Here is an 18,489-nt window from a genome sequence, read left to right as displayed (position 1 = left end):
GTGTCGCGAAAGGGCCGCAAAGCGGCCCCAGCGGTCTCAGATCCGGAAGCTGCCCACCAGGTGTTTCAACCGCTCGACCTGATGCTCAAGGTCGGTGCAGGCACGCAAGGTGCTCTGCAGGTTCTGCACCCCTTCCTGATTCAACGTGTTGATCTCGGTAATGTCGACATTGATCGACTCGACCACGGCCGTCTGCTCTTCAGTGGCGGTGGCTACCGACTGGTTCATGCCATCGATTTCGCCAATTCGCTGGGTCACGCTGCCCAGGCGTTCACCGGCCTGGTTGGCAATCCCCACGCTGTGGTCGCTGTGCTGGCGGCTCTGGTTCATGGTGCTGACCGCCACTTGCGCGCCGGCCTGCAGCTCCTCGATCAGGCGCTGCACCTGCTGTGCCGATTCCTGAGTGCGGTGCGCCAGGTTGCGCACCTCGTCGGCCACCACGGCAAAGCCACGCCCGGCCTCGCCGGCGCGGGCCGCTTCGATGGCGGCATTGAGCGCTAGCAGGTTGGTCTGCTGGGAAATACCGCTGATCACATCAAGGATCTGGCCAATGTTGGCGGTGTGGGCATTGAGCGTCTCGATGTTGCCGCAGGAGTCGCTGATCCGCGCCGAAAGCTGGTTCATCACATCGATGGTGCGCCCGACCACCTGCTGGCCATCTTCGGCCAGGCCGCGAGCTTCGCTGGAGTGCTGCGAGGCCAGTGCAGCGTTCTGGGCAATTTCCTGGGCGGCAGCGCCAAGCTGATTGATGGCTGCCGCCACGCTGCTGGTGCGGCTGGACTGCTGGTCGGCGTTGTGGATCGAGGCATTCGAGGCGTTCACCACCTGTGCGGCCACGGCGTTGACCTGGCCAGTGGCCGAGGCCACCTCGCGGATCGACTCGTGAATACGCTCGACGAAGCGGTTGAACGACTGACCAAGGCTGCCGAATTCATCCTGGGCGTGGATGCTCAGGCGGCGGGTCAGGTCGCCTTCGCCTTCGGCGATATCATGCATGGCGCGGCCCATCAGGTGCAGCGGCGCCATCAGCACGCGGATCAACAGGCCGAGCAGGGCGATGATCACCACCACCGCGATCAAGGTGGCGACGATGGCGGAGGTGCGCAGTTCACCGAGCATGGCGAACGCCGCATCCTGGTCGAGCACCAGCGCCACATACCAGTCCGCCGACGGCACGCCGTCGACGTGGGTGAAGTTGATGAACTGCTTGCGGCCGTCGACTTCGACTTCCTTCAGGCCGTTGCCGACGCGAGGGGTATCTTGTGGGTAGACGTCGCCCAGGGTTTTCAGGGCAAGGTCGGCGTTCGGGTGGATGAGGATCTTGCCTTCGCCGTTGACGATGAAGGCATGGCCCTGGCCATCGAAGTTCAGGGCATTGATCAGATTGCTGATGGTCTGCAGGTCGGTGTCGACGCCACTCACGCCGATCAGCCGGCCCCCTTGCTGCACTGGCGTGGCGAGGGTGATCACCAGCTTGCCGGCAGAGGCCGAGATATAGGGTTCGGTAACGATGGTCTGGCCGCTGGCGCTGGCCGCCTTGTACCAGCCACGTACCCGAGGGTCGTAGTCGGCGGCGCGGTTGCCCACGGGGACCGACTGCATGCTGCCGTCCTGGCCGCCGAAGTAGGTGAGCTGGAAGTTCCTGCCGTACACCGGCAGGGCCAGGCTACGGTCCAGGCTGGCTTTGCCTGGCCCATCGACGGCGACTTGCTGGGCCAGCGAGTCGAGCAGCTGGATACGGCTGTCGAGCCAGTTGCGGATGTTGCCGGCGGTGAGGCTGCCCAGGTCCTGCAGGTTGGTCTGCGTGTCGCTGCGCAGGGACTGGCGTTGTCGGTAGTCGTTGAACAGCACGAAACAGGTAAAGGCAACGGCCACCACCAGGGCGGCGGCCAGCAGGATCTTGTGGCTGAACTTGAGGTTCTTGGTCATTTTTCGGGTCTGCACAAGGCAAGGCGTAGGAGGGTGCTGTGGCAATTCGCCACAGCGTGCTCGCTGTGTCGTCGCGGCGCGCCAAAACATTAATTGTTTGCGCAGCGCCAGCCGACCAACGGCGTGCAACGAAAGGGGGGGTGCCAGGGAACCAGGGAGGGATTTTCCCGTCGAAGGTCACTGCAGGCCACTCGCCTGTGTCTATTTTCCAGGAGTGTCCCTTCATGTCGTTGCGTTCCCTCGCCCTGTTGTCCTTGTGCGTCGTCCTGACTGCGTGCAGCAAGATCAATCAGGAAAACTATTCCAGGCTCAAGGCGGGCATGAACAAGGCCGAGGTCGAGCAACTGCTTGGCACGCCCACCGAGTGCTCCGGCGCGCTGGGCATGAGCAGCTGCACCTGGGGGGACGAGAAAAGCTTCATCAGCGTGCAGTACGCGGCCGACAAGGTGCTGATGTATTCCGGGCAGGGTCTCAAATGAGGCGTCTGCATCTGCTGCTGGGGTTGTGCCTGGTGATGCTGCTGGGTGGCTGCGCCACCTCCGCCAACGACCCGCTGGCGCCAAAGACCGCCGGGAATGTCGACCTCAAGCGCTATCAGGGCAAGTGGTACGAGCTGGCGCGCCTGCCGATGAAGTACCAGGCCGATTGCGCGCAGTCCGAAGCGCACTACAACCTCAAGCCCGATGGCTCATACGGCGTGCTCAACCGCTGCCGCACAATAGGGGATGAATGGCTGCGCGCCGAGGGGCACGCCAACATCCAGGAGCCGGGGCATACCGACCGGCTGTGGGTCGAGTTCGACAACTGGTTCACCCGCCTGGTGCCGGGCGTGGCCAAGGGCGAATACTGGATCCTGTACGTGGACGACCACTATCGCACGGCGATCGTCGGCAGCCCGGACCGCAAGTACCTGTGGATTCTGTCGCGCACGCCGTCGCTGCCGGTGTGGGAGCGCGAGAGCCTGATGTCCAAGGCCCGTCAGCAGGGGTATGACACCAGCCGGCTGATCTGGCGTACACCCGACAAGCAGATCGTGCAGATGCATTGAATGCGCTGGGGCCGCTCTGCGGCCCTTCGCGGGCATGCCCGCTCCCACTGGAGTGCGCATACCCCCTGTGGGAGCGGGCATGCCCGCGAAGGGCTGCAGAGCAGCCCAATTGGCTCAGCCCAGCAGTTGCCGCAGTACCTCGGCAAACGCCCGCCCGCTTTCCTCTTCCAGCGCATGGCGCCCCTGACGCACCACCCACTGCCCATTGACCATCACCTCCCGCACCTGACGGTCGCCGCCAGCGAACAGCCAGCGGTTGAGAATCCCATCCCCCTCGGCCATGGCGAGATACGGGTCCTGCCCATCCAGCACCAACCAGTCGGCCCGTTTGCCCACCGCCAGCTCGCCAATCGGCTGCCCCAGTGCCTGTGCCCCGCCGACCAGTGCCGCATCGTAGAGCGTGCGCCCGACCATCGGTTGATCATTGCGGTACAGCCGGTTGCGCCGCTGATCCCGCAGGCGCTGGCCATACTCCAGCCAACGCAGCTCCTCGACCACGCTCAGCGACACGTGGCTGTCCGAACCAATCCCCATGCGCCCGCCCTGGGCGAGGAAGTCCACTGCCGGGAAAATGCCGTCGCCAAGATTGGCCTCGGTGGTCAGGCACAGCCCGGCCACTGCACCACTGCGTGCCATGGCCGTGACTTCGTCGGCTTCGGCATGGGTGGCGTGCACCAGGCACCAGCGCCGGTCCACATCGACATGCTCATACAGCCACTGCAGTGGCCGCAGCCCGCTCCAGGCCAGGCAGTCATCGACTTCCTTCTGCTGTTCGGCGATGTGGATATGAATCGGGCATTGCTGATTGCCGGCAGCCAGTACCTCGGCGATCTGCCCGGGAGTGACCGCACGCAGCGAGTGGAAGCACAAGCCCAGCTGTTGCGCGGGTTGCGCCGCCAGCACTGGCGCCAGTTGTGCCTGCAACTGCAGGTACTGTTCGGTGGAATTGATGAAGCGCCGCTGCCCTTCGTTGGGGGCTTGGCCGCCGAAGCCGGCGTGGCTGTACAGCACCGGCAGCAAGGTCAGGCCAATACCGCTGGCGGCCGCCGCCGCACTGATGCGTCGGGACAGCTCAGCCGGGTCGGCGTAGGCCCTGCCCGCCGGGTCATGGTGCACGTAGTGAAACTCGGCCACCGAGGTGTAACCGGCCTTGAGCATCTCGATATACAGCTGGCGGGCAATCACCTGCAGCTGCTCCGGGGTGATCTTGCCGACCAGCCGATACATCAGTTCGCGCCAGGTCCAGAAGCTGTCGTTGGGGTTGCCCGCGACTTCCGCCAGCCCCGCCATCGCCCGCTGGAACGCATGCGAGTGCAGGTTGGGCATGCCTGGCAGCAACGGCCCGGCCAGGCGCTCGGCGCCGTCGGCCGAAGCGTCGGCTTCGATCCGGCTGAGCAAGCCGTCACTGGACACTTCGAAGCGGACCTTACTGGCCCAGCCACCAGGCAGCAGGGCGCGTTCGGCGAAATAGGCGGACATCGGCAAAAATCCTGTTGTTATTTAACTTGTATATACATATACAGGCGTTTGCCTGCCGGGTAAACTGCGGCAAGCTACCGTTCATTCCATTGCCTAAGGACTCAACGCCGTGCCGACACCTCCTGTCTCCGCGCTGGTTGCCCAGATGGGCGAGGGCCCGGCGCCGCTGTATGCGCGGGTCAAGCAGATGATCATCCAGCAGATCGAAAACGGCAGCTGGCCACCGCACCACCGGGTGCCCTCGGAGAGCGAACTGGTCAGCGAGCTGGGCTTCAGCCGCATGACCATCAACCGCGCCTTGCGTGAGCTTACCGCTGAAGGGCTGCTGGTACGGATGCAAGGCGTGGGCACATTCGTCGCCGAGCCCAAGACCCGCTCGGCGTTGTTCGAGGTCAACAACATCGCCGACGAGATCGCCGGCCGTGGCCACCAGCATAGCTGCCAGGTGATCAAACTGGCCGAGGAGGCCGCCGGCTCCGAGCGCGCCCTGGCCCTGGACATGCGTGAAGGGCAGCGGGTGTTCCACTCGCTGATCGTGCATTTGGAAAACGGCGTGCCGGTTCAGATCGAGGACCGTTACGTCAACGCAGCCATTGCCCCCGACTACCTCAAGCAGGATTTCACCCGGCAGACGCCCTACGCCTATCTGTCTCAGGTCGCGCCGCTGACCGAGGGCGAGCACGTGGTCGAGGCGATTCTCGCCGAGCCCGAAGAGTGTCGCTTGCTGCAGATCGAGCGCGGCGAACCTTGCCTGCTGATTCGCCGCCGTACCTGGTCCGGGCGCCAGCCAGTGACTGCGGCGCGGCTGATCCACCCCGGTTCCCGTCACCGCCTTGAAGGACGATTTGGCAAATGACCCAGTTGCAGTTGCTGCGTGCGCAGGATTACCCGCGCATGCCCTGGAAGAACGGTGGCGGTTTCACCGAAGAGATCACCCGTGACAACGGCGAGGGGCTGGAGGGTTTCGGCTGGCGCCTGTCGATCGCCGATATCGAGGAGTCGGGCGGGTTTTCCGTGTTCGCCGGCTACCAGCGGATCATCACCGTGCTGCAAGGTGACGGCATGCGCTTGCTGGTCGACGACCAGGCCAGCCGACCGCTGCTGCCGTTTGATGCCTTCGCCTTCAGTGGCGAGAGCCAGGTCAGCTGTAATTTGCTCGGTGGGGCGATTCGCGACTTCAACCTGATCTATGCGCCGCAGCGCTATCGGGCACGGTTGCAATGGTTCGACGGGACCAGCCGGTTGTACAGCTCGGCTTCGACGGTGTTGCTGTTTGCTGCGAGCAGTCAGGTTGAGGTGGTGATGGCTGGGGAAACGCTTTCGCTGGGCCTGTACGACTGCCTGCGGCTAGAGGGAAACGAAAGGTTGCTGGGGATGGAGGTTCAAGGACGGTTCTGCCTGATCGAACTCATTTCAAATTGAGATAGCTGGGGCCGCTTCGCAGCCCTTTCGCGACACAAGGCCGCTCCTACAGGGGAACGCATATCCCTGTAGGAGCGGCCTTGTGTCGCGAAAGGGCTGCGCAGCGGCCCCATTGCATTCGTGAATTCAGAGGAATGGTGCGATATTTTTGGTTGTCCATGCTTGTACATACAAGTAAAGGTGTGTTTATCTATTGACCACGACACACCTGCCCGCGGACAACCGCCGAGGACCTTCCCGTGACCGACAACAACAAATACCGTGACGTTGAAATCCGTGCCCCACGTGGCAACAAGCTGACCGCCAAGAGCTGGCTGACCGAAGCGCCACTGCGCATGCTGATGAACAACCTCGACCCGCAGGTCGCGGAAAACCCGAAAGAGCTGGTGGTGTATGGCGGCATCGGCCGCGCCGCACGCAACTGGGCCTGCTATGACAAGATCGTCGAGACCCTGACCCGCCTGGAAGACGACGAAACCCTGCTGGTGCAGTCGGGCAAGCCGGTCGGCGTGTTCAAGACCCACAGCAACGCCCCGCGCGTGCTGATCGCCAACTCCAACCTGGTACCTCACTGGGCCAGCTGGGAACACTTCAACGAACTGGACGCCAAGGGCCTGGCCATGTACGGCCAGATGACCGCCGGCAGCTGGATCTACATCGGTAGCCAGGGCATCGTCCAGGGCACCTACGAAACCTTCGTCGAAGCCGGCCGCCAGCACTACGGCGGCAGCCTGAAAGGCAAATGGGTACTGACCGCAGGCCTTGGCGGCATGGGCGGCGCCCAGCCACTGGCCGCGACCCTGGCCGGTGCCTGCTCGCTGAACATCGAATGCCAGCAGAGCCGCATCGACTTCCGCCTGGAAACCCGCTACGTCGACGAACAGGCCACTGACCTCGACGACGCCCTGGCCCGCATCGCCAGGTACACCGCCGAAGGCAAGGCGATTTCCATCGCCCTGCACGGCAATGCCGCCGAAATCCTCCCGGAGCTGGTCAAACGTGGCGTGCGCCCCGACATGGTCACCGACCAGACCAGCGCCCACGACCCACTGAACGGTTACCTGCCGGCCGGCTGGACCTGGGACCAGTACCGCGACCGCGCGCAGTCCGAGCCGGCTGCTGTGGTCAAGGCCGCCAAACAGTCGATGGCCGTGCATGTACAGGCCATGCTCGATTTCCAGAAGCAGGGCGTTCCGACCTTCGACTACGGCAACAACATCCGCCAGATGGCCAAGGAAGAGGGCGTGACCAACGCTTTCGATTTCCCAGGTTTCGTCCCGGCCTACATCCGCCCGCTGTTCTGCCGCGGCATCGGCCCGTTCCGCTGGGCGGCGCTGTCCGGCGAGGCCGAAGACATCTACAAGACCGACGCCAAGGTCAAGGAACTGATCCCGGACGACGCCCACCTGCACCGCTGGCTGGACATGGCCCGCGAGCGCATCAGCTTCCAGGGCCTGCCGGCTCGTATCTGCTGGGTTGGCTTGGGCCTGCGCGCCAAGCTCGGCCTGGCCTTCAACGAAATGGTCCGCAGTGGCGAGCTGTCGGCGCCGGTGGTGATCGGCCGTGACCACCTGGACTCCGGCTCGGTGTCCAGCCCGAACCGTGAAACCGAAGCCATGCGCGACGGCTCCGACGCCGTCTCCGACTGGCCGCTGCTCAACGCCCTGCTCAACACCGCAGGCGGTGCCACCTGGGTTTCGCTGCACCACGGCGGTGGCGTGGGCATGGGCTTCTCCCAGCACTCGGGCATGGTCATCGTCTGCGACGGTACCGATGAAGCCGCCGAGCGTATCGCCCGCGTGCTGACCAACGACCCGGGGACTGGCGTGATGCGCCACGCCGATGCCGGTTACGACATCGCCATCGACTGCGCCAGGGAGCAGGGCCTCGACCTGCCAATGATCACGGGCTGAACGCTGCGCCTTGAGTGATACTGAACAATAAGAGGGGCCTGCGGGCCCCTGACAGAATTGGAGTAGCGAAGTGACCGACCTGACCCTCAAGCCCGGCACCCTGACCTTGGCCCAGCTGCGCGCCATCCACGCCGCGCCCGTGCGCCTGCAACTGGACGCCAGTGCCGCGCCGGCCATCGACGCCAGCGTTGCCTGCGTCGAGCAGATCATTGCCGAAGACCGCACCGCCTACGGCATCAACACCGGTTTCGGCCTGCTGGCCTCCACCCGTATCGCCAGCCACGACCTCGAGAACCTGCAGCGCTCGCTGGTGCTGTCCCACGCCGCCGGTATCGGCGCGCCGCTGGATGACGCCCTGGTGCGGCTGATCATGGTCCTCAAGATCAACAGCCTCAGCCGCGGCTTCTCCGGTATCCGCCGCAAGGTCATCGATGCGCTGATCGCCCTGGTCAATGCCGAGGTCTATCCACACATCCCGCTCAAGGGCTCGGTCGGCGCTTCCGGCGACCTGGCACCGCTGGCACACATGTCGCTGGTACTGCTCGGTGAAGGCAAGGCCCGTTACCAGGGCCAGTGGCTGCCGGCTACCGAAGCCCTGGCCGTTGCCGGCCTCGAGCCGCTGACCCTGGCCGCCAAGGAGGGCCTGGCCCTGCTCAACGGCACCCAGGCGTCCACTGCCTATGCCCTGCGCGGCCTGTTCCACGCCGAAGACCTGTATGCCGCCGCCATCGCCTGCGGTGGCCTGAGCGTCGAAGCTGCGCTGGGTTCGCGCTCGCCGTTCGATGCGCGCATTCACGAGGTGCGTGGTCAGCGCGGCCAGATCGACACCGCTGCCTGCTTCCGCGACCTGCTGGGCGACTCCAGCGAAGTGTCGCTGTCGCACAAGAACTGCGACAAGGTCCAAGACCCGTACTCGCTGCGCTGCCAGCCACAAGTCATGGGCGCCTGCCTGACCCAGATCCGCCAGGCCGCGGAGGTGCTGGGCATCGAAGCCAACGCCGTGTCGGACAACCCGCTGGTGTTCGCCGCCGAAGGTGACGTGATTTCCGGTGGCAACTTCCACGCCGAGCCGGTGGCCATGGCCGCCGACAACATTGCCCTGGCAATTGCTGAAATCGGCTCGCTGAGCGAGCGCCGTATCTCGCTGATGATGGACAAGCACATGTCCCAATTGCCGCCGTTCCTGGTGGAAAACGGCGGGGTCAACTCCGGTTTCATGATCGCCCAGGTCACCGCTGCCGCCCTGGCCAGCGAGAACAAGGCCTTGTCGCACCCGCACAGTGTCGATAGCCTGCCGACCTCTGCCAACCAGGAAGACCATGTCTCCATGGCACCGGCTGCGGGCAAGCGCCTGTGGGAAATGGCCGAGAACACCCGTGGCGTGCTGGCCATCGAATGGCTGGGTGCGTGTCAGGGGCTGGACCTGCGCAAAGGCCTGAAGACGTCGACGAAGCTGGAGCAGGCGCGTCAGGCGCTGCGTCGTGAAGTGCCGCACTATGACCGTGACCGCTTCTTTGCACCGGACATCGAGGCCGCTGTCGAGCTGTTGGCCAAGGGCAGCCTGACCGGGCTGCTGCCTGCTGGTGTCCTGCCTAGCCTGTGATGCCCCCGGGGCCGCCTTGCGGCCCTCTCGCGACGCAAGGCTGCTCCTACAAGGTAATGCGTTCCTCTGTAGGAGCGGCCTTGTGTCGCGAAAGGGCTGCAAAGCAGCCCCCTTCAAACTCACGACCAAAAAAACAATTCAAGGACGTGACATGCAACAAGCTCAAGGTCTCAAGCGCGGGCTGACGGCCCGCCACATCCGTTTCATGGCCCTAGGTTCCGCCATCGGTACCGGCCTGTTCTATGGCTCCGCCTCGGCCATCCAGATGGCCGGCCCGGCCGTGCTGCTGGCCTACCTGATCGGTGGCGCCGCCGTATTCATGGTCATGCGCGCCCTCGGCGAAATGGCCGTGTACAACCCGGTGTCCGGCTCCTTCGGCCATTACGCCACGACTTACCTCGGCCCCATGGCCGGCTTCATCCTCGGCTGGACCTACGCTTTCGAGATGGTCATCGTCGCCATCGCCGACATCACCGCCTTTGGTATCTACATGGGCTTCTGGTTCCCGGAAGTGGCCCGCTGGATCTGGGTGCTGGGCATCGTCTTCGTCATCGGCGGCCTCAACCTGTGCAACGTCAAGGTGTTCGGCGAAATGGAATTCTGGCTGTCGCTGCTCAAGGTCGGCGCCATCGTGGCGATGATCCTGGCCGGCCTCGGCATCATGGTCTTCGGCTTCAGCCAGGTGAGTGGCGAGCATGCCGTGGGCCTCGGCAACCTGATCGAGCATGGCGGTTTCATGCCCAATGGCATCGGCGGCCTGATCGCGTCGTTCGCCGTGGTGATGTTCGCCTTCGGCGGCATCGAGATCATCGGCGTCACCGCCGGTGAAGCCAAGGACCCGCAGCGCGTCATCCCCAAGGCGATCAACGCCGTGCCGCTGCGCATCCTGCTGTTCTACGTGCTGACCCTGTTCGTGCTGATGTGCCTGTACCCGTGGCCACAGATCGGCAGCGAAGGCAGCCCGTTCGTGCAGATCTTCAGCCATCTGGGCATCGGTTCGGCCGCTGCCGTGCTGAACATCGTGGTGATCTCGGCTGCGATCTCGGCAATCAACAGCGATATTTTCGGCGCCGGCCGCATGATGTATGGCCTGGCCCAGCAAGGCCACGCGCCGCGCAGTTTTGGCAAGTTGTCGAAGCACGGCGTGCCATGGATGACCGTGCTGGTGATGGGCGCTGCGCTGCTGGTCGGTGTGCTGCTCAACTACCTGATCCCGGAAAACGTCTTCCTGGTGATTGCCTCCATCGCCACCTTCGCCACCGTGTGGGTGTGGTTGATGATCCTGGTCACCCAGGTGGCCATGCGCCGCAGCATGAGCCGTGAAGAGGCGGCACAGCTGCAGTTCCCGGTACCGTTCTGGCCTTACGGCCCGGCCATGGCCATTGCGTTCATGGTGTTCATTTTCGGTGTGCTCGGTTACTTCCCTGATACCCAGGCGGCCTTGCTGGTCGGTGTGGTCTGGGTGGTGTTCCTGGTGGCGTCCTACCTGCTGTGGTGCAAGCCACGCGGGGGCAGGCATGTACCGGTCGAGCTGCACCGCTAGACAAGGAGATTGCACATGAGAACCCTCTGGCAGCATTGCCACGCGGCAACCCTGGCCGAAGGCCGTTACTCGATCATCGAGGACGCGGCCATCGTCACCAGTGCCGGGCTCATCGAGTGGATCGGCCCACGTGCCGAACTGCAGCCTTTCGAGATCGAGCGCACGGTGGACCTGGGCGGCGCCTGGGTCACCCCGGGGCTGATCGACTGCCACACCCACGCGGTCTTCGGTGGCAACCGCAGCGGTGAGTTCGAGCAGCGCCTGCAGGGCGTCAGCTATGCCGAGATCGCCGCCCAGGGCGGCGGTATCGCCAGCACCGTGCGGGCCACCCGCGCGGCCAACGAGGACGAACTGTTCGCCAGTGCGCGTCAGCGGGTTCAGGCGCTGATGCGCGATGGCGTCACCACTATCGAAGTCAAGTCCGGCTACGGCCTGGACCTGGCCAACGAGCGCAAGATGCTGCGCGTGGCCCGGCGCCTGGCTGACGAGCTGCCCTTGGCGGTGCGCGCCACCTGCCTGGCCGCGCATGCTTTGCCGCCGGAGTACGCCGGCAGGGCCGACGACTACATTGCGCACATCTGTGACGAGATGCTGCCGGCGCTGGCCGCTGAAGGCCTGGTGGATGCGGTGGACGCCTTCTGCGAGCACCTGGCGTTCTCCCCGGCGCAGGTCGAAAAGGTCTTCATCAAGGCGCATGAGCTGGGCCTGCCGGTGAAGTTGCATGCCGAGCAGTTGTCATCGCTGCATGGCTCCAGCCTGGCAGCGCGCTACCAGGCGTTGTCGGCCGACCACCTGGAGTTCATGACCGAGGAAGATGCCATCGCCATGGCGGCGGCGGGCACGGTCGCGGTACTGCTGCCGGGCGCGTTCTACTTTCTGCGCGAAACTCAGCTGCCACCCATGGATGCCCTGCGTCGCCACGGTGTGAAAATTGCCCTGGCCAGCGACCTCAACCCGGGCACCTCGCCAGGGTTGTCGCTGCGCCTGATGCTGAACATGGGCTGCACGCTGTTCCGCATGACCCCGGAAGAAGCCCTGGCCGGCGTCACGCTGCATGCTGCCACGGCACTTGGCCTGGGCAAGAGCCACGGCTCGCTGGAAGTCGGCAAGGTCGCCGACTTCGTCGCCTGGCAGATCGCCCGTCCCGCCGACCTGGCCTACTGGCTCGGCGGCGACCTGCCCAAGCGCGTGGTGCGCAAGGGCCACGAAATCTCCAATTGAGCGAGGCACGATGGACAAGGTACTGAGTTTCCACCAAGGTCATTTGCCGCTGCTGATCAGCATGCCCCACGCCGGCCTCAAGCTGACTCCGGCCGTCGACAAGGGCCTGGTCGATGCGGCGCGTAGCCTGCCCGACACCGACTGGCACATCCCGCGTCTTTACGACTTTGCCCAGGAGCTGGGCGCCAGCGTGGTAGCGGGGCAATATTCACGCTTCGTCATCGACCTGAACCGCCCGGACGATGACAAACCGTTGTACGCCGGCGCCACTACCGGACTGTACCCGGCCACCCTGTTCGATGGCGAGCCACTGTTCAAGCCAGGGCTGGAGCCGACCGCGCTAGCGCGCAAGACCTATCTGGAAACGATTTGGCGCCCTTATCACGACACGCTCCAGCGGGAGCTGGCGCGGCTACGTGAAGCCCATGGCTATGCACTGCTGTGGGACGCCCATTCGATCCGCTCGCACATTGCACACCTGTTCGACGGCAAACTGCCGGACTTCAACCTCGGCACCTTCAACGGAGCCAGTTGCGACCCACAGCTGGCTGCACGTCTCGAGGCAGTCTGCGGCGAAGCGCAGGGGTACAGCCATGTACTCAATGGCCGCTTCAAGGGCGGACACATCACCCGGCACTATGGTGATCCGTCCAGCCATATCCATGCGGTACAACTGGAACTGGCCCAGTGTACTTACATGGACGAAATGAAACCCTTCGCGTATCGGGAAGACCTGGCACAGCCCACGCAGGCGGTGCTGCGTAAGCTGTTGGAGGCTTTCCTGGCCTGGGGGAGGGGGCGTTACGCTCAGTCGAGGTAGGGCCGGGTCAGTTCCTGAAGCAGTTCCAGTTCCTCTTGGTTCTTGTGATTCTGCAGCATCTGCTGCTGTTCGAGTTCTTCGGTCAGGGGGAGGTCGCGCTGGCTCAATGCCTGGACGCGTTCGCCAAAACGTTGAACGATGCTGGCAAATCGATCGGCATGTTCACCGCGCAAGCGGTCGGTCCAGTAAGGGTTGCTCATCAGGTATTGCATGAGCTCGCCGCCGCTCTCACGCGCGCGAATCTGTTCCATGACTTCGTCCAGTTCACCAGCGGCAAGCCTCGCGGCGCTGCGAAAACGCATGCTGTCGGCAATCGGCAGGTCCAGCAACGAGGCGAGTTCGCGGCGGTAGGCAAGGCGGACCGAGACGTGGTCGCCTTCGGCCGTGCGCCGGTTGGCCAGTTGCTCGAGCTGTTCCATTCGGAACAGCTGGCGCAAGCGCTGGAACAGTTCTCGCTGCGTGTCGCCGGCTTCGAGGAGTACCCGGTTGCTCATTACATAGAGCTCGACGTTGTTGAACGCCTGAAGCGCTCCATCGTGGCAGGTTTGCGCGCCGGTGACCGGGTCCGGCAGGCCTTCGGCAGCGATGACGCTCATGGTCGGTCGCATTTCGTCGTCTGTCGCCGCAATAACCAGCATCATGCGTACTCGTTCGCAGAACGCCGCCTGTGAAGTAGGGTCGACGTAAGGCGCTGCGTTGCTCAAACGTCCGACCAGACGTAAGAGATTGTTACCATCATCCATTTTTTGCAGCCTGTTCCAACAGTCATGCAGCGCTTCGTTTTGCGCTTCGTTACCGAGCGCCCACAACTCGGCTCTAGGCGTATCGTCTCCAATCAGGGGAAAGTGTGGGTGATCGAGCTGTGAGCTGGTGTCAGAGCTATCGGTGCCCAGTACAAGGTTGTCGGCATCCAACCCGAAACTCCAGCTGTGCTGGCTTTCCGAGTAGGCGCGCAGGCGTAGGATGGTGTCGATCGACAGGGGGTTGTCGAAAAGGGCGATCGATGCAAACAACAGCGGGTTTTCCATGTTCTCCATCACGAAATCCGGAAGTTGTGAAATGTTGTTATTACTCAAGTCGAGCAGCTCCAGGGGCAGCAGGCGAGTGCACCACTCAGGCCAAGCCTGCAGGCCCGTGTTGCTGAGGCTCAACGAGTTCAGGCGCCTGGCCAGGAGAGGAGGCACCCGGGTGATGACACCGTGGCGGTTACCGGACAGATCAAGTGAAGTCAGGTGCTCAAGCTGCTCGAATGTTTCGAGCATTCGCTGATCGATCTCCACCCCCATGTTGCGAAACTCCAGGTAATTGAGTCGCCGCAGGTCGGTCAGCGCCGATACCAGTGTCGGCGAGGCGTCGACGTGGGCATCGATGGTCAGGCGGGTAATATTGGGAAAGCGCCTGAGCAGGTCATTGAGTTCGCGGGTAGAGCCACTCACGCCGGTCAATGTCAACGCGGTTACATGACCGTTGAAAAACGCCGGTAGCCGCCTGGGGAAGTTGTTCAGCGATACATCAGCGAGTTGCAGCCTCAGGTGGTGCATTCCACGCTCCTGGTTTTCCCAGAACTGCCTGATCGCAGCAGCGATGCGCAGACGGTCTTCGAGTATGGCCTGGGTCAACGGCGCACTTGAGCTGGACGCCTGAACCCAGCCGTCAATGGCCTCATGCAGTTGCTGACGCTCGTGACGAATGCGCTCGAGCCGTTCTGTGAGTGCGACGGGGCGATCGACATTGACATGCGAATTCTGCGCGGTCTCGTTGAGAAAAAGACGTTCCAGATGGCTCTCGTTGATCGGGTTGCCCTCCATGGACAATACCGAGTGGCTGAGTGCACGGTCAGGATCGTTGAGCAGAAATGTAGGCAGTGACCGCAGCTCGTTGTTGCGCAGCGACACATGCGCGATGCGCCCGAGGGCGTCGCTGCCCAGGCCAATGGGCCACTGGCTGAGTTGCATGTCGTTCAGACCCAGGAAGTCCAAGTTGAACTCATGCAGGCTGGGGCTGTTGGTGGGCGAGAATCGGTTGCCGCTGAGGTCCAGATGTCGCAGTTCGGGCATCCCGACCAGCATGTCGAGGTCGGTCGCGGTGAGCACGATGTTCTGATGGGTAATGACCAGTTCGCGCAGATGAGGCAGCAGCGAGCTGATGGTGGGAAGGCTGAACAGGAAGGCCGAAGGCGTTGCGAGAGGGTTGTAGGGGCGGGTGATTTCCAGCTCCTGGAGTTCAGGGAGTTGACGCAGCAGGCGTTGTAGCAGGCGTTCATGCTGCATCCAGCCAGCCATGCCGGTCGACGCCAGGTCGTGCAGGCGCAACCTGCGAATGCGCGAGGTGAAGCGCTCGGGCAGGTTCAACGGAATGTCGGCAAGCGCGACCCCACTCAGGCTGAGCTGGGAGGGGTATCGGTTGTGCTCATCCAGCGCGCTGTCGTACCAATGCTGCATGATGGAATTGCGTAGGTTGTCGTGCTGCGCCGCGGCCTGCTCCGAAACAGGTGAGATACCCTCGTACCACTCGTCCAGCCTGCTTTCAAGTTCCAGGCGCTGCTCCTGCAACGCTTGTAGGTGCGCCAGAACCTGGGGTTGAGTGCGGCCGGGGCTGGTAATCATCATCAGGATCTGTTGCGCCGAGCGGCGGGTGTGTTGCGCTATGCCGGTTGCATTCACCGCGTCGAGCAGGTTCTGCCGGCTTGGCCCCGCAGCCTGGTCACCACTCAATGGGTAGCCGACACGGCCATCGGCCAAACGCATCGGTGAGCGATAACCGGGGCGGATCGGCCGCATACCCAGCGCTTCGCGCAGCACCGTTGCGGGTAACAGCGGGGTTTGTCGCAGTTGCTGGCGCAGCCCGGCTTCATCGCTGACGGCTAACCGTGCCATGGCGTGGGGCAGCGCCTCCACCAGCGCGGCAGGCAGGTTTGGCAGGGCCTTCAGGGAGCCGTCCGAAGCCTGGGCCAATTGGACGATATAACCCGCCTCGGCGCTGAGGATGGTTACGTGCGAGCCAGCGTCGGCCGGCCCGATGCTCGCCCGCTGGCTGGGCCAGAACCGCTGCTGTCGCAGTTCCAGGCGGATGTCGGCTGGCCAGTGCGGCAGCTGTTGCAGGGTGTGGATGGTCAGCACATCGCTGTCCCAGCTGCGCACACAGTCCAGATACAGCCCCTCATAGGCGCGGGCCAGGCGTACCTGCTGCTGGTATACACGAATTTCTTCTGCCAGCCGCAGGGGCATCCTGCTGCTTTCGAGCATTTGCCGCTCATTCACGCTGGCGCTGCGCACCAACTCGTCCACGATGGGCACCGGCAGTTGGCGATAAATCCGCTGGAGGGTGCTGGCCCCGGCCGCCTGAGTATTTGGCAGGCGGGCGTAAGCGCCCTCGAACTCGGCAGCCCACAGGCTGCTGTCCGATAGCTGTTGGATGTCTCGGGCCAGCCGAAAGCGCTGCAGGGTGTCTTCGAGCAAGGCCGGTAGACGTTGATTTTCGACCACCGCCAGGCGCAGCACGTCTTCTCGAGTGCCGCTGATGGCGATTATCCGCTGCAGTGTCGATTCATCGAAGTGCGCGTTCAAGTGGCCGATTCGGCGTAGCAAGGCCGTGCCCGACCAGGTGGCTGGTTGATCGGTCACGTGCAGCCAGGCGCCGGCACCGTTGTGTCGTACAGGTGGCTGGTAACGGCGGGGGCCTTGCGGGTGTTGCAGGCGATAATGGCCGTTTGCGTCCGTCTCGATGACATAACGGTCTCCGTCAGTCACCAGCCACTGCTGGCCCTGGTAATGCCGCAGGCCTGACTCATCGGGCTGCAGGCTTTCGGGCAGCGCCTGCAGGCGTCTGTAGGGTCCGAGGTCGGGCTTCCACAGGCGCACCTGACCATCGGGCATGTCGATGTCATCCAGCTCCTCGATGAAGGAAGGGGTTTCCACGGGAATGCGTTGTATGTCCGGCTCATCGACTTCAGCGTCTTGCAGCGGTACGGTCGTGTCGCCGCCACTGCCTTTCAGCACTTTGGCAGCCGCACTCAGGGCCGCCATGATTGCCACGTTCTCGATCACATCCACCAGGTAATCGTAAGCGATGTCGCGTTCGTCGTTTTCCCAGGCTTCGATGCCTTCATACACCTCGTACGCCAACTGGGATACGCAGACGGCAAGCATTACTTCGCCCAAGGCGGGCACGAAGAAACCCGCGACGTTCAAGGCCGTCAGCAGACGGCTGGCAATCAGTTCGCGGTGGGCTTGGGCGCTGCGCCGGTCGACGATCTCGGTCGGCGTGGCGTGGTACAGCACGTCTCGCTCGTGGCGCTGCGCTTTTGCGAAGGCCATGACGCCTTGAAAGGCATGGGTAAACGACCGTGGTACGGGGTACAGGGTCGCATGCGGGTCCGATACAGGCTCGTGCAGGCCTCGGATGCTCCAGCCCATGGGTGTCAGACGGTCCCTCAGGCGCGAGGTTACCGAGGTTTTATCCCGTTCGCCGATGTGCGGGTCGAGATAATGGATATCGTTGCGAAGCCTGTCGCTCAACTGCGCCTGCAAGGCTTCCCAAGTGCTGAACTCCTTGAGCGGTAGCGTGTTGTCCTGCGGGTTGTAGAGGGCCACGCTCGATCGCCCTGCTGCTTTAAGCGCGATGAAGACGATACCGGTCAGCTCGGCCTCCCACAGGCTGAGCTTGCTGAACGTGACAGGCGCAGCAGTAGAAGGGGCCTGGTCGAGCGGAGTGGCCAGCGCGGCCGTGTAAAGCGCTTCGCTGATGTCACCCTTCAGGCGGGCGAAGTGCAGCGACTGCCGGAATGCCGATACCTCTGCTCGCCCGAGGGTCTCGTAGACCCTGAGCGCCGCTTCATCGGCGCTCGCTTCTGGCGAGGCTGCAGGGTAGTAGATGGCGTGCACAAGATTGTGATACTTGCCGCCGATATCCAGGGTGCGGCAGCACTCGGCGAATGCTTCGGCGGTAATGCCAAGTGCATTGGTGATCGGCACGGTGCCCATGAAGCGGCGGTGGTCGAGGATGACGGACTTTTTCAACAAGGCATCGGGCGCGTCCATGCCATTTTCTTGCGCAGCGCTGGCGTCGAAATTGTGCAATGCACAGTGCAGCAGCGACCGGGTTGCCCTGTCGACTGCCTGCCGGCCATCGGTAGCGGAGCGCGTGTCGATCAGGCGTGCGTCCACCAGGTAGGTTTCGTCGACGTCGAGGTCCAGGCCGAAGCGCTGCTTGATGGCGTCGGTCAGCAGCTCCCTGGCATAGGTTTGCAGGTCGGGGAGTTGTGCGAACAGTCCACGGACACTGGCCTGGTGCTGCCGGTGACGAGCATGCTCTGCCTGCCACGCCTTGGCAATGTCTGGCTGTTGCCGCACGGCAGCAGTCAGCCAGTCGGGGCCTTGCCGCCAGTTGCGCAGACCTGCGCGCGCTTCTGGTGTGCTTTGCCTGAGCCAGGCAGGGATGTTCTTCTCGATTGTCGCGTAATGAGGGCTGGGAGAGGTGCTTGCTGATATCGGCATGTCGTAGTCCGGTGCA

12 protein-coding genes and 1 pseudogene are annotated in these 18,489 nt (G+C 63.6%); 9 read left to right on the top strand and 4 right to left on the bottom strand.

Features of this window, described 5'->3' with window-relative positions; translation table 11 throughout:
* Window positions 1-36: 36 nt before the first annotated feature.
* Window positions 37-762: a methyl-accepting chemotaxis protein gene (locus ACIPW4_RS09190; RefSeq protein ID WP_371856900.1), complete on the bottom strand. Its 726-nt coding sequence runs from the start codon at window positions 760-762 to the stop codon at window positions 37-39.
* A 129-nt stretch (window positions 763-891) separates the two neighbouring features.
* Window positions 892-1,929 (bottom strand): annotated as a pseudogene (locus tag ACIPW4_RS09185) (cache domain-containing protein); the annotation flags it as partial.
* A gap of 224 nt (window positions 1,930-2,153) precedes the next feature.
* Here ACIPW4_RS09185 and bamE point away from each other — a divergent pair.
* Both bamE and ACIPW4_RS09175 read left to right on the top strand, forming a co-directional pair.
* Window positions 2,154-2,408, top strand: a complete 255-nt coding sequence (gene bamE / locus ACIPW4_RS09180) for an outer membrane protein assembly factor BamE (protein WP_400656901.1) — start codon at window positions 2,154-2,156, stop codon at window positions 2,406-2,408.
* Window positions 2,405-2,977: a lipocalin family protein gene (locus tag ACIPW4_RS09175; protein ID WP_400656899.1), complete on the top strand. Its 573-nt coding sequence runs from the start codon at window positions 2,405-2,407 to the stop codon at window positions 2,975-2,977. Before bamE ends, ACIPW4_RS09175 begins: the two co-directional genes overlap by 4 nt.
* Window positions 2,978-3,091: 114 nt before the next feature.
* On the opposite strand, the gene ACIPW4_RS09170 is transcribed toward ACIPW4_RS09175, so the two are convergent.
* Entirely contained in the window at window positions 3,092-4,456 is a 1,365-nt protein-coding gene (locus tag ACIPW4_RS09170) for a formimidoylglutamate deiminase (protein WP_400656897.1), read from the bottom strand.
* Window positions 4,457-4,601: 145 nt separating this feature from the next.
* On the opposite strand from ACIPW4_RS09170, the gene hutC reads away from it, so the two are divergent.
* The 7 genes from hutC to hutG all read left to right on the top strand — a co-directional run bounded on the left by hutC (window position 4,602) and on the right by hutG (window position 12,978).
* Window positions 4,602-5,312 (top strand): histidine utilization repressor, encoded by a 711-nt coding sequence (gene hutC, locus ACIPW4_RS09165; protein WP_400657245.1) that lies wholly within the window; start codon window positions 4,602-4,604, stop codon window positions 5,310-5,312.
* Window positions 5,309-5,878 (top strand): HutD family protein, encoded by a 570-nt coding sequence (locus ACIPW4_RS09160; protein ID WP_400656895.1) that lies wholly within the window; start codon window positions 5,309-5,311, stop codon window positions 5,876-5,878. The genes hutC and ACIPW4_RS09160 overlap by 4 nt, the downstream gene beginning before the upstream one ends.
* Window positions 5,879-6,117: 239 nt before the next feature.
* Entirely contained in the window at window positions 6,118-7,791 is a 1,674-nt protein-coding gene (hutU, locus tag ACIPW4_RS09155; RefSeq protein ID WP_400656893.1) for a urocanate hydratase, read from the top strand.
* A 70-nt stretch (window positions 7,792-7,861) separates the two neighbouring features.
* Window positions 7,862-9,394, top strand: coding sequence for a histidine ammonia-lyase (hutH, locus tag ACIPW4_RS09150; protein WP_400656891.1), 1,533 nt, complete (start codon window positions 7,862-7,864; stop codon window positions 9,392-9,394).
* A gap of 151 nt (window positions 9,395-9,545) precedes the next feature.
* Entirely contained in the window at window positions 9,546-10,937 is a 1,392-nt protein-coding gene (locus ACIPW4_RS09145) for an amino acid permease (RefSeq protein ID WP_400656889.1), read from the top strand.
* A 15-nt stretch (window positions 10,938-10,952) separates the two neighbouring features.
* Entirely contained in the window at window positions 10,953-12,158 is a 1,206-nt protein-coding gene (gene hutI / locus ACIPW4_RS09140) for an imidazolonepropionase (RefSeq protein ID WP_400656887.1), read from the top strand.
* 10 nt (window positions 12,159-12,168) lie between these two features.
* A complete protein-coding gene (gene hutG, locus ACIPW4_RS09135) occupies window positions 12,169-12,978 on the top strand; it encodes an N-formylglutamate deformylase (protein WP_400656885.1) in 810 nt (269 codons plus the stop codon).
* Here the strand turns inward: hutG and ACIPW4_RS09130 are convergent.
* On the bottom strand, window positions 12,966-18,473 hold the full coding sequence (locus ACIPW4_RS09130) for a dermonecrotic toxin domain-containing protein (RefSeq protein ID WP_400656883.1): 5,508 nt from the start codon (window positions 18,471-18,473) through the stop codon (window positions 12,966-12,968). The two genes, hutG and ACIPW4_RS09130, sit on opposite strands and share 13 nt — an antisense overlap.
* Window positions 18,474-18,489: the final 16 nt, after the last annotated feature.

This window comes from Pseudomonas sp. NPDC089996 (assembly GCF_044748405.1).
Taxonomy (GTDB): Bacteria; Pseudomonadota; Gammaproteobacteria; order Pseudomonadales; family Pseudomonadaceae; genus Aquipseudomonas.
The sequence above is the reverse complement of the archived record's forward strand: the minus strand, read 5'-3'. Positions and strand labels throughout refer to the sequence as shown.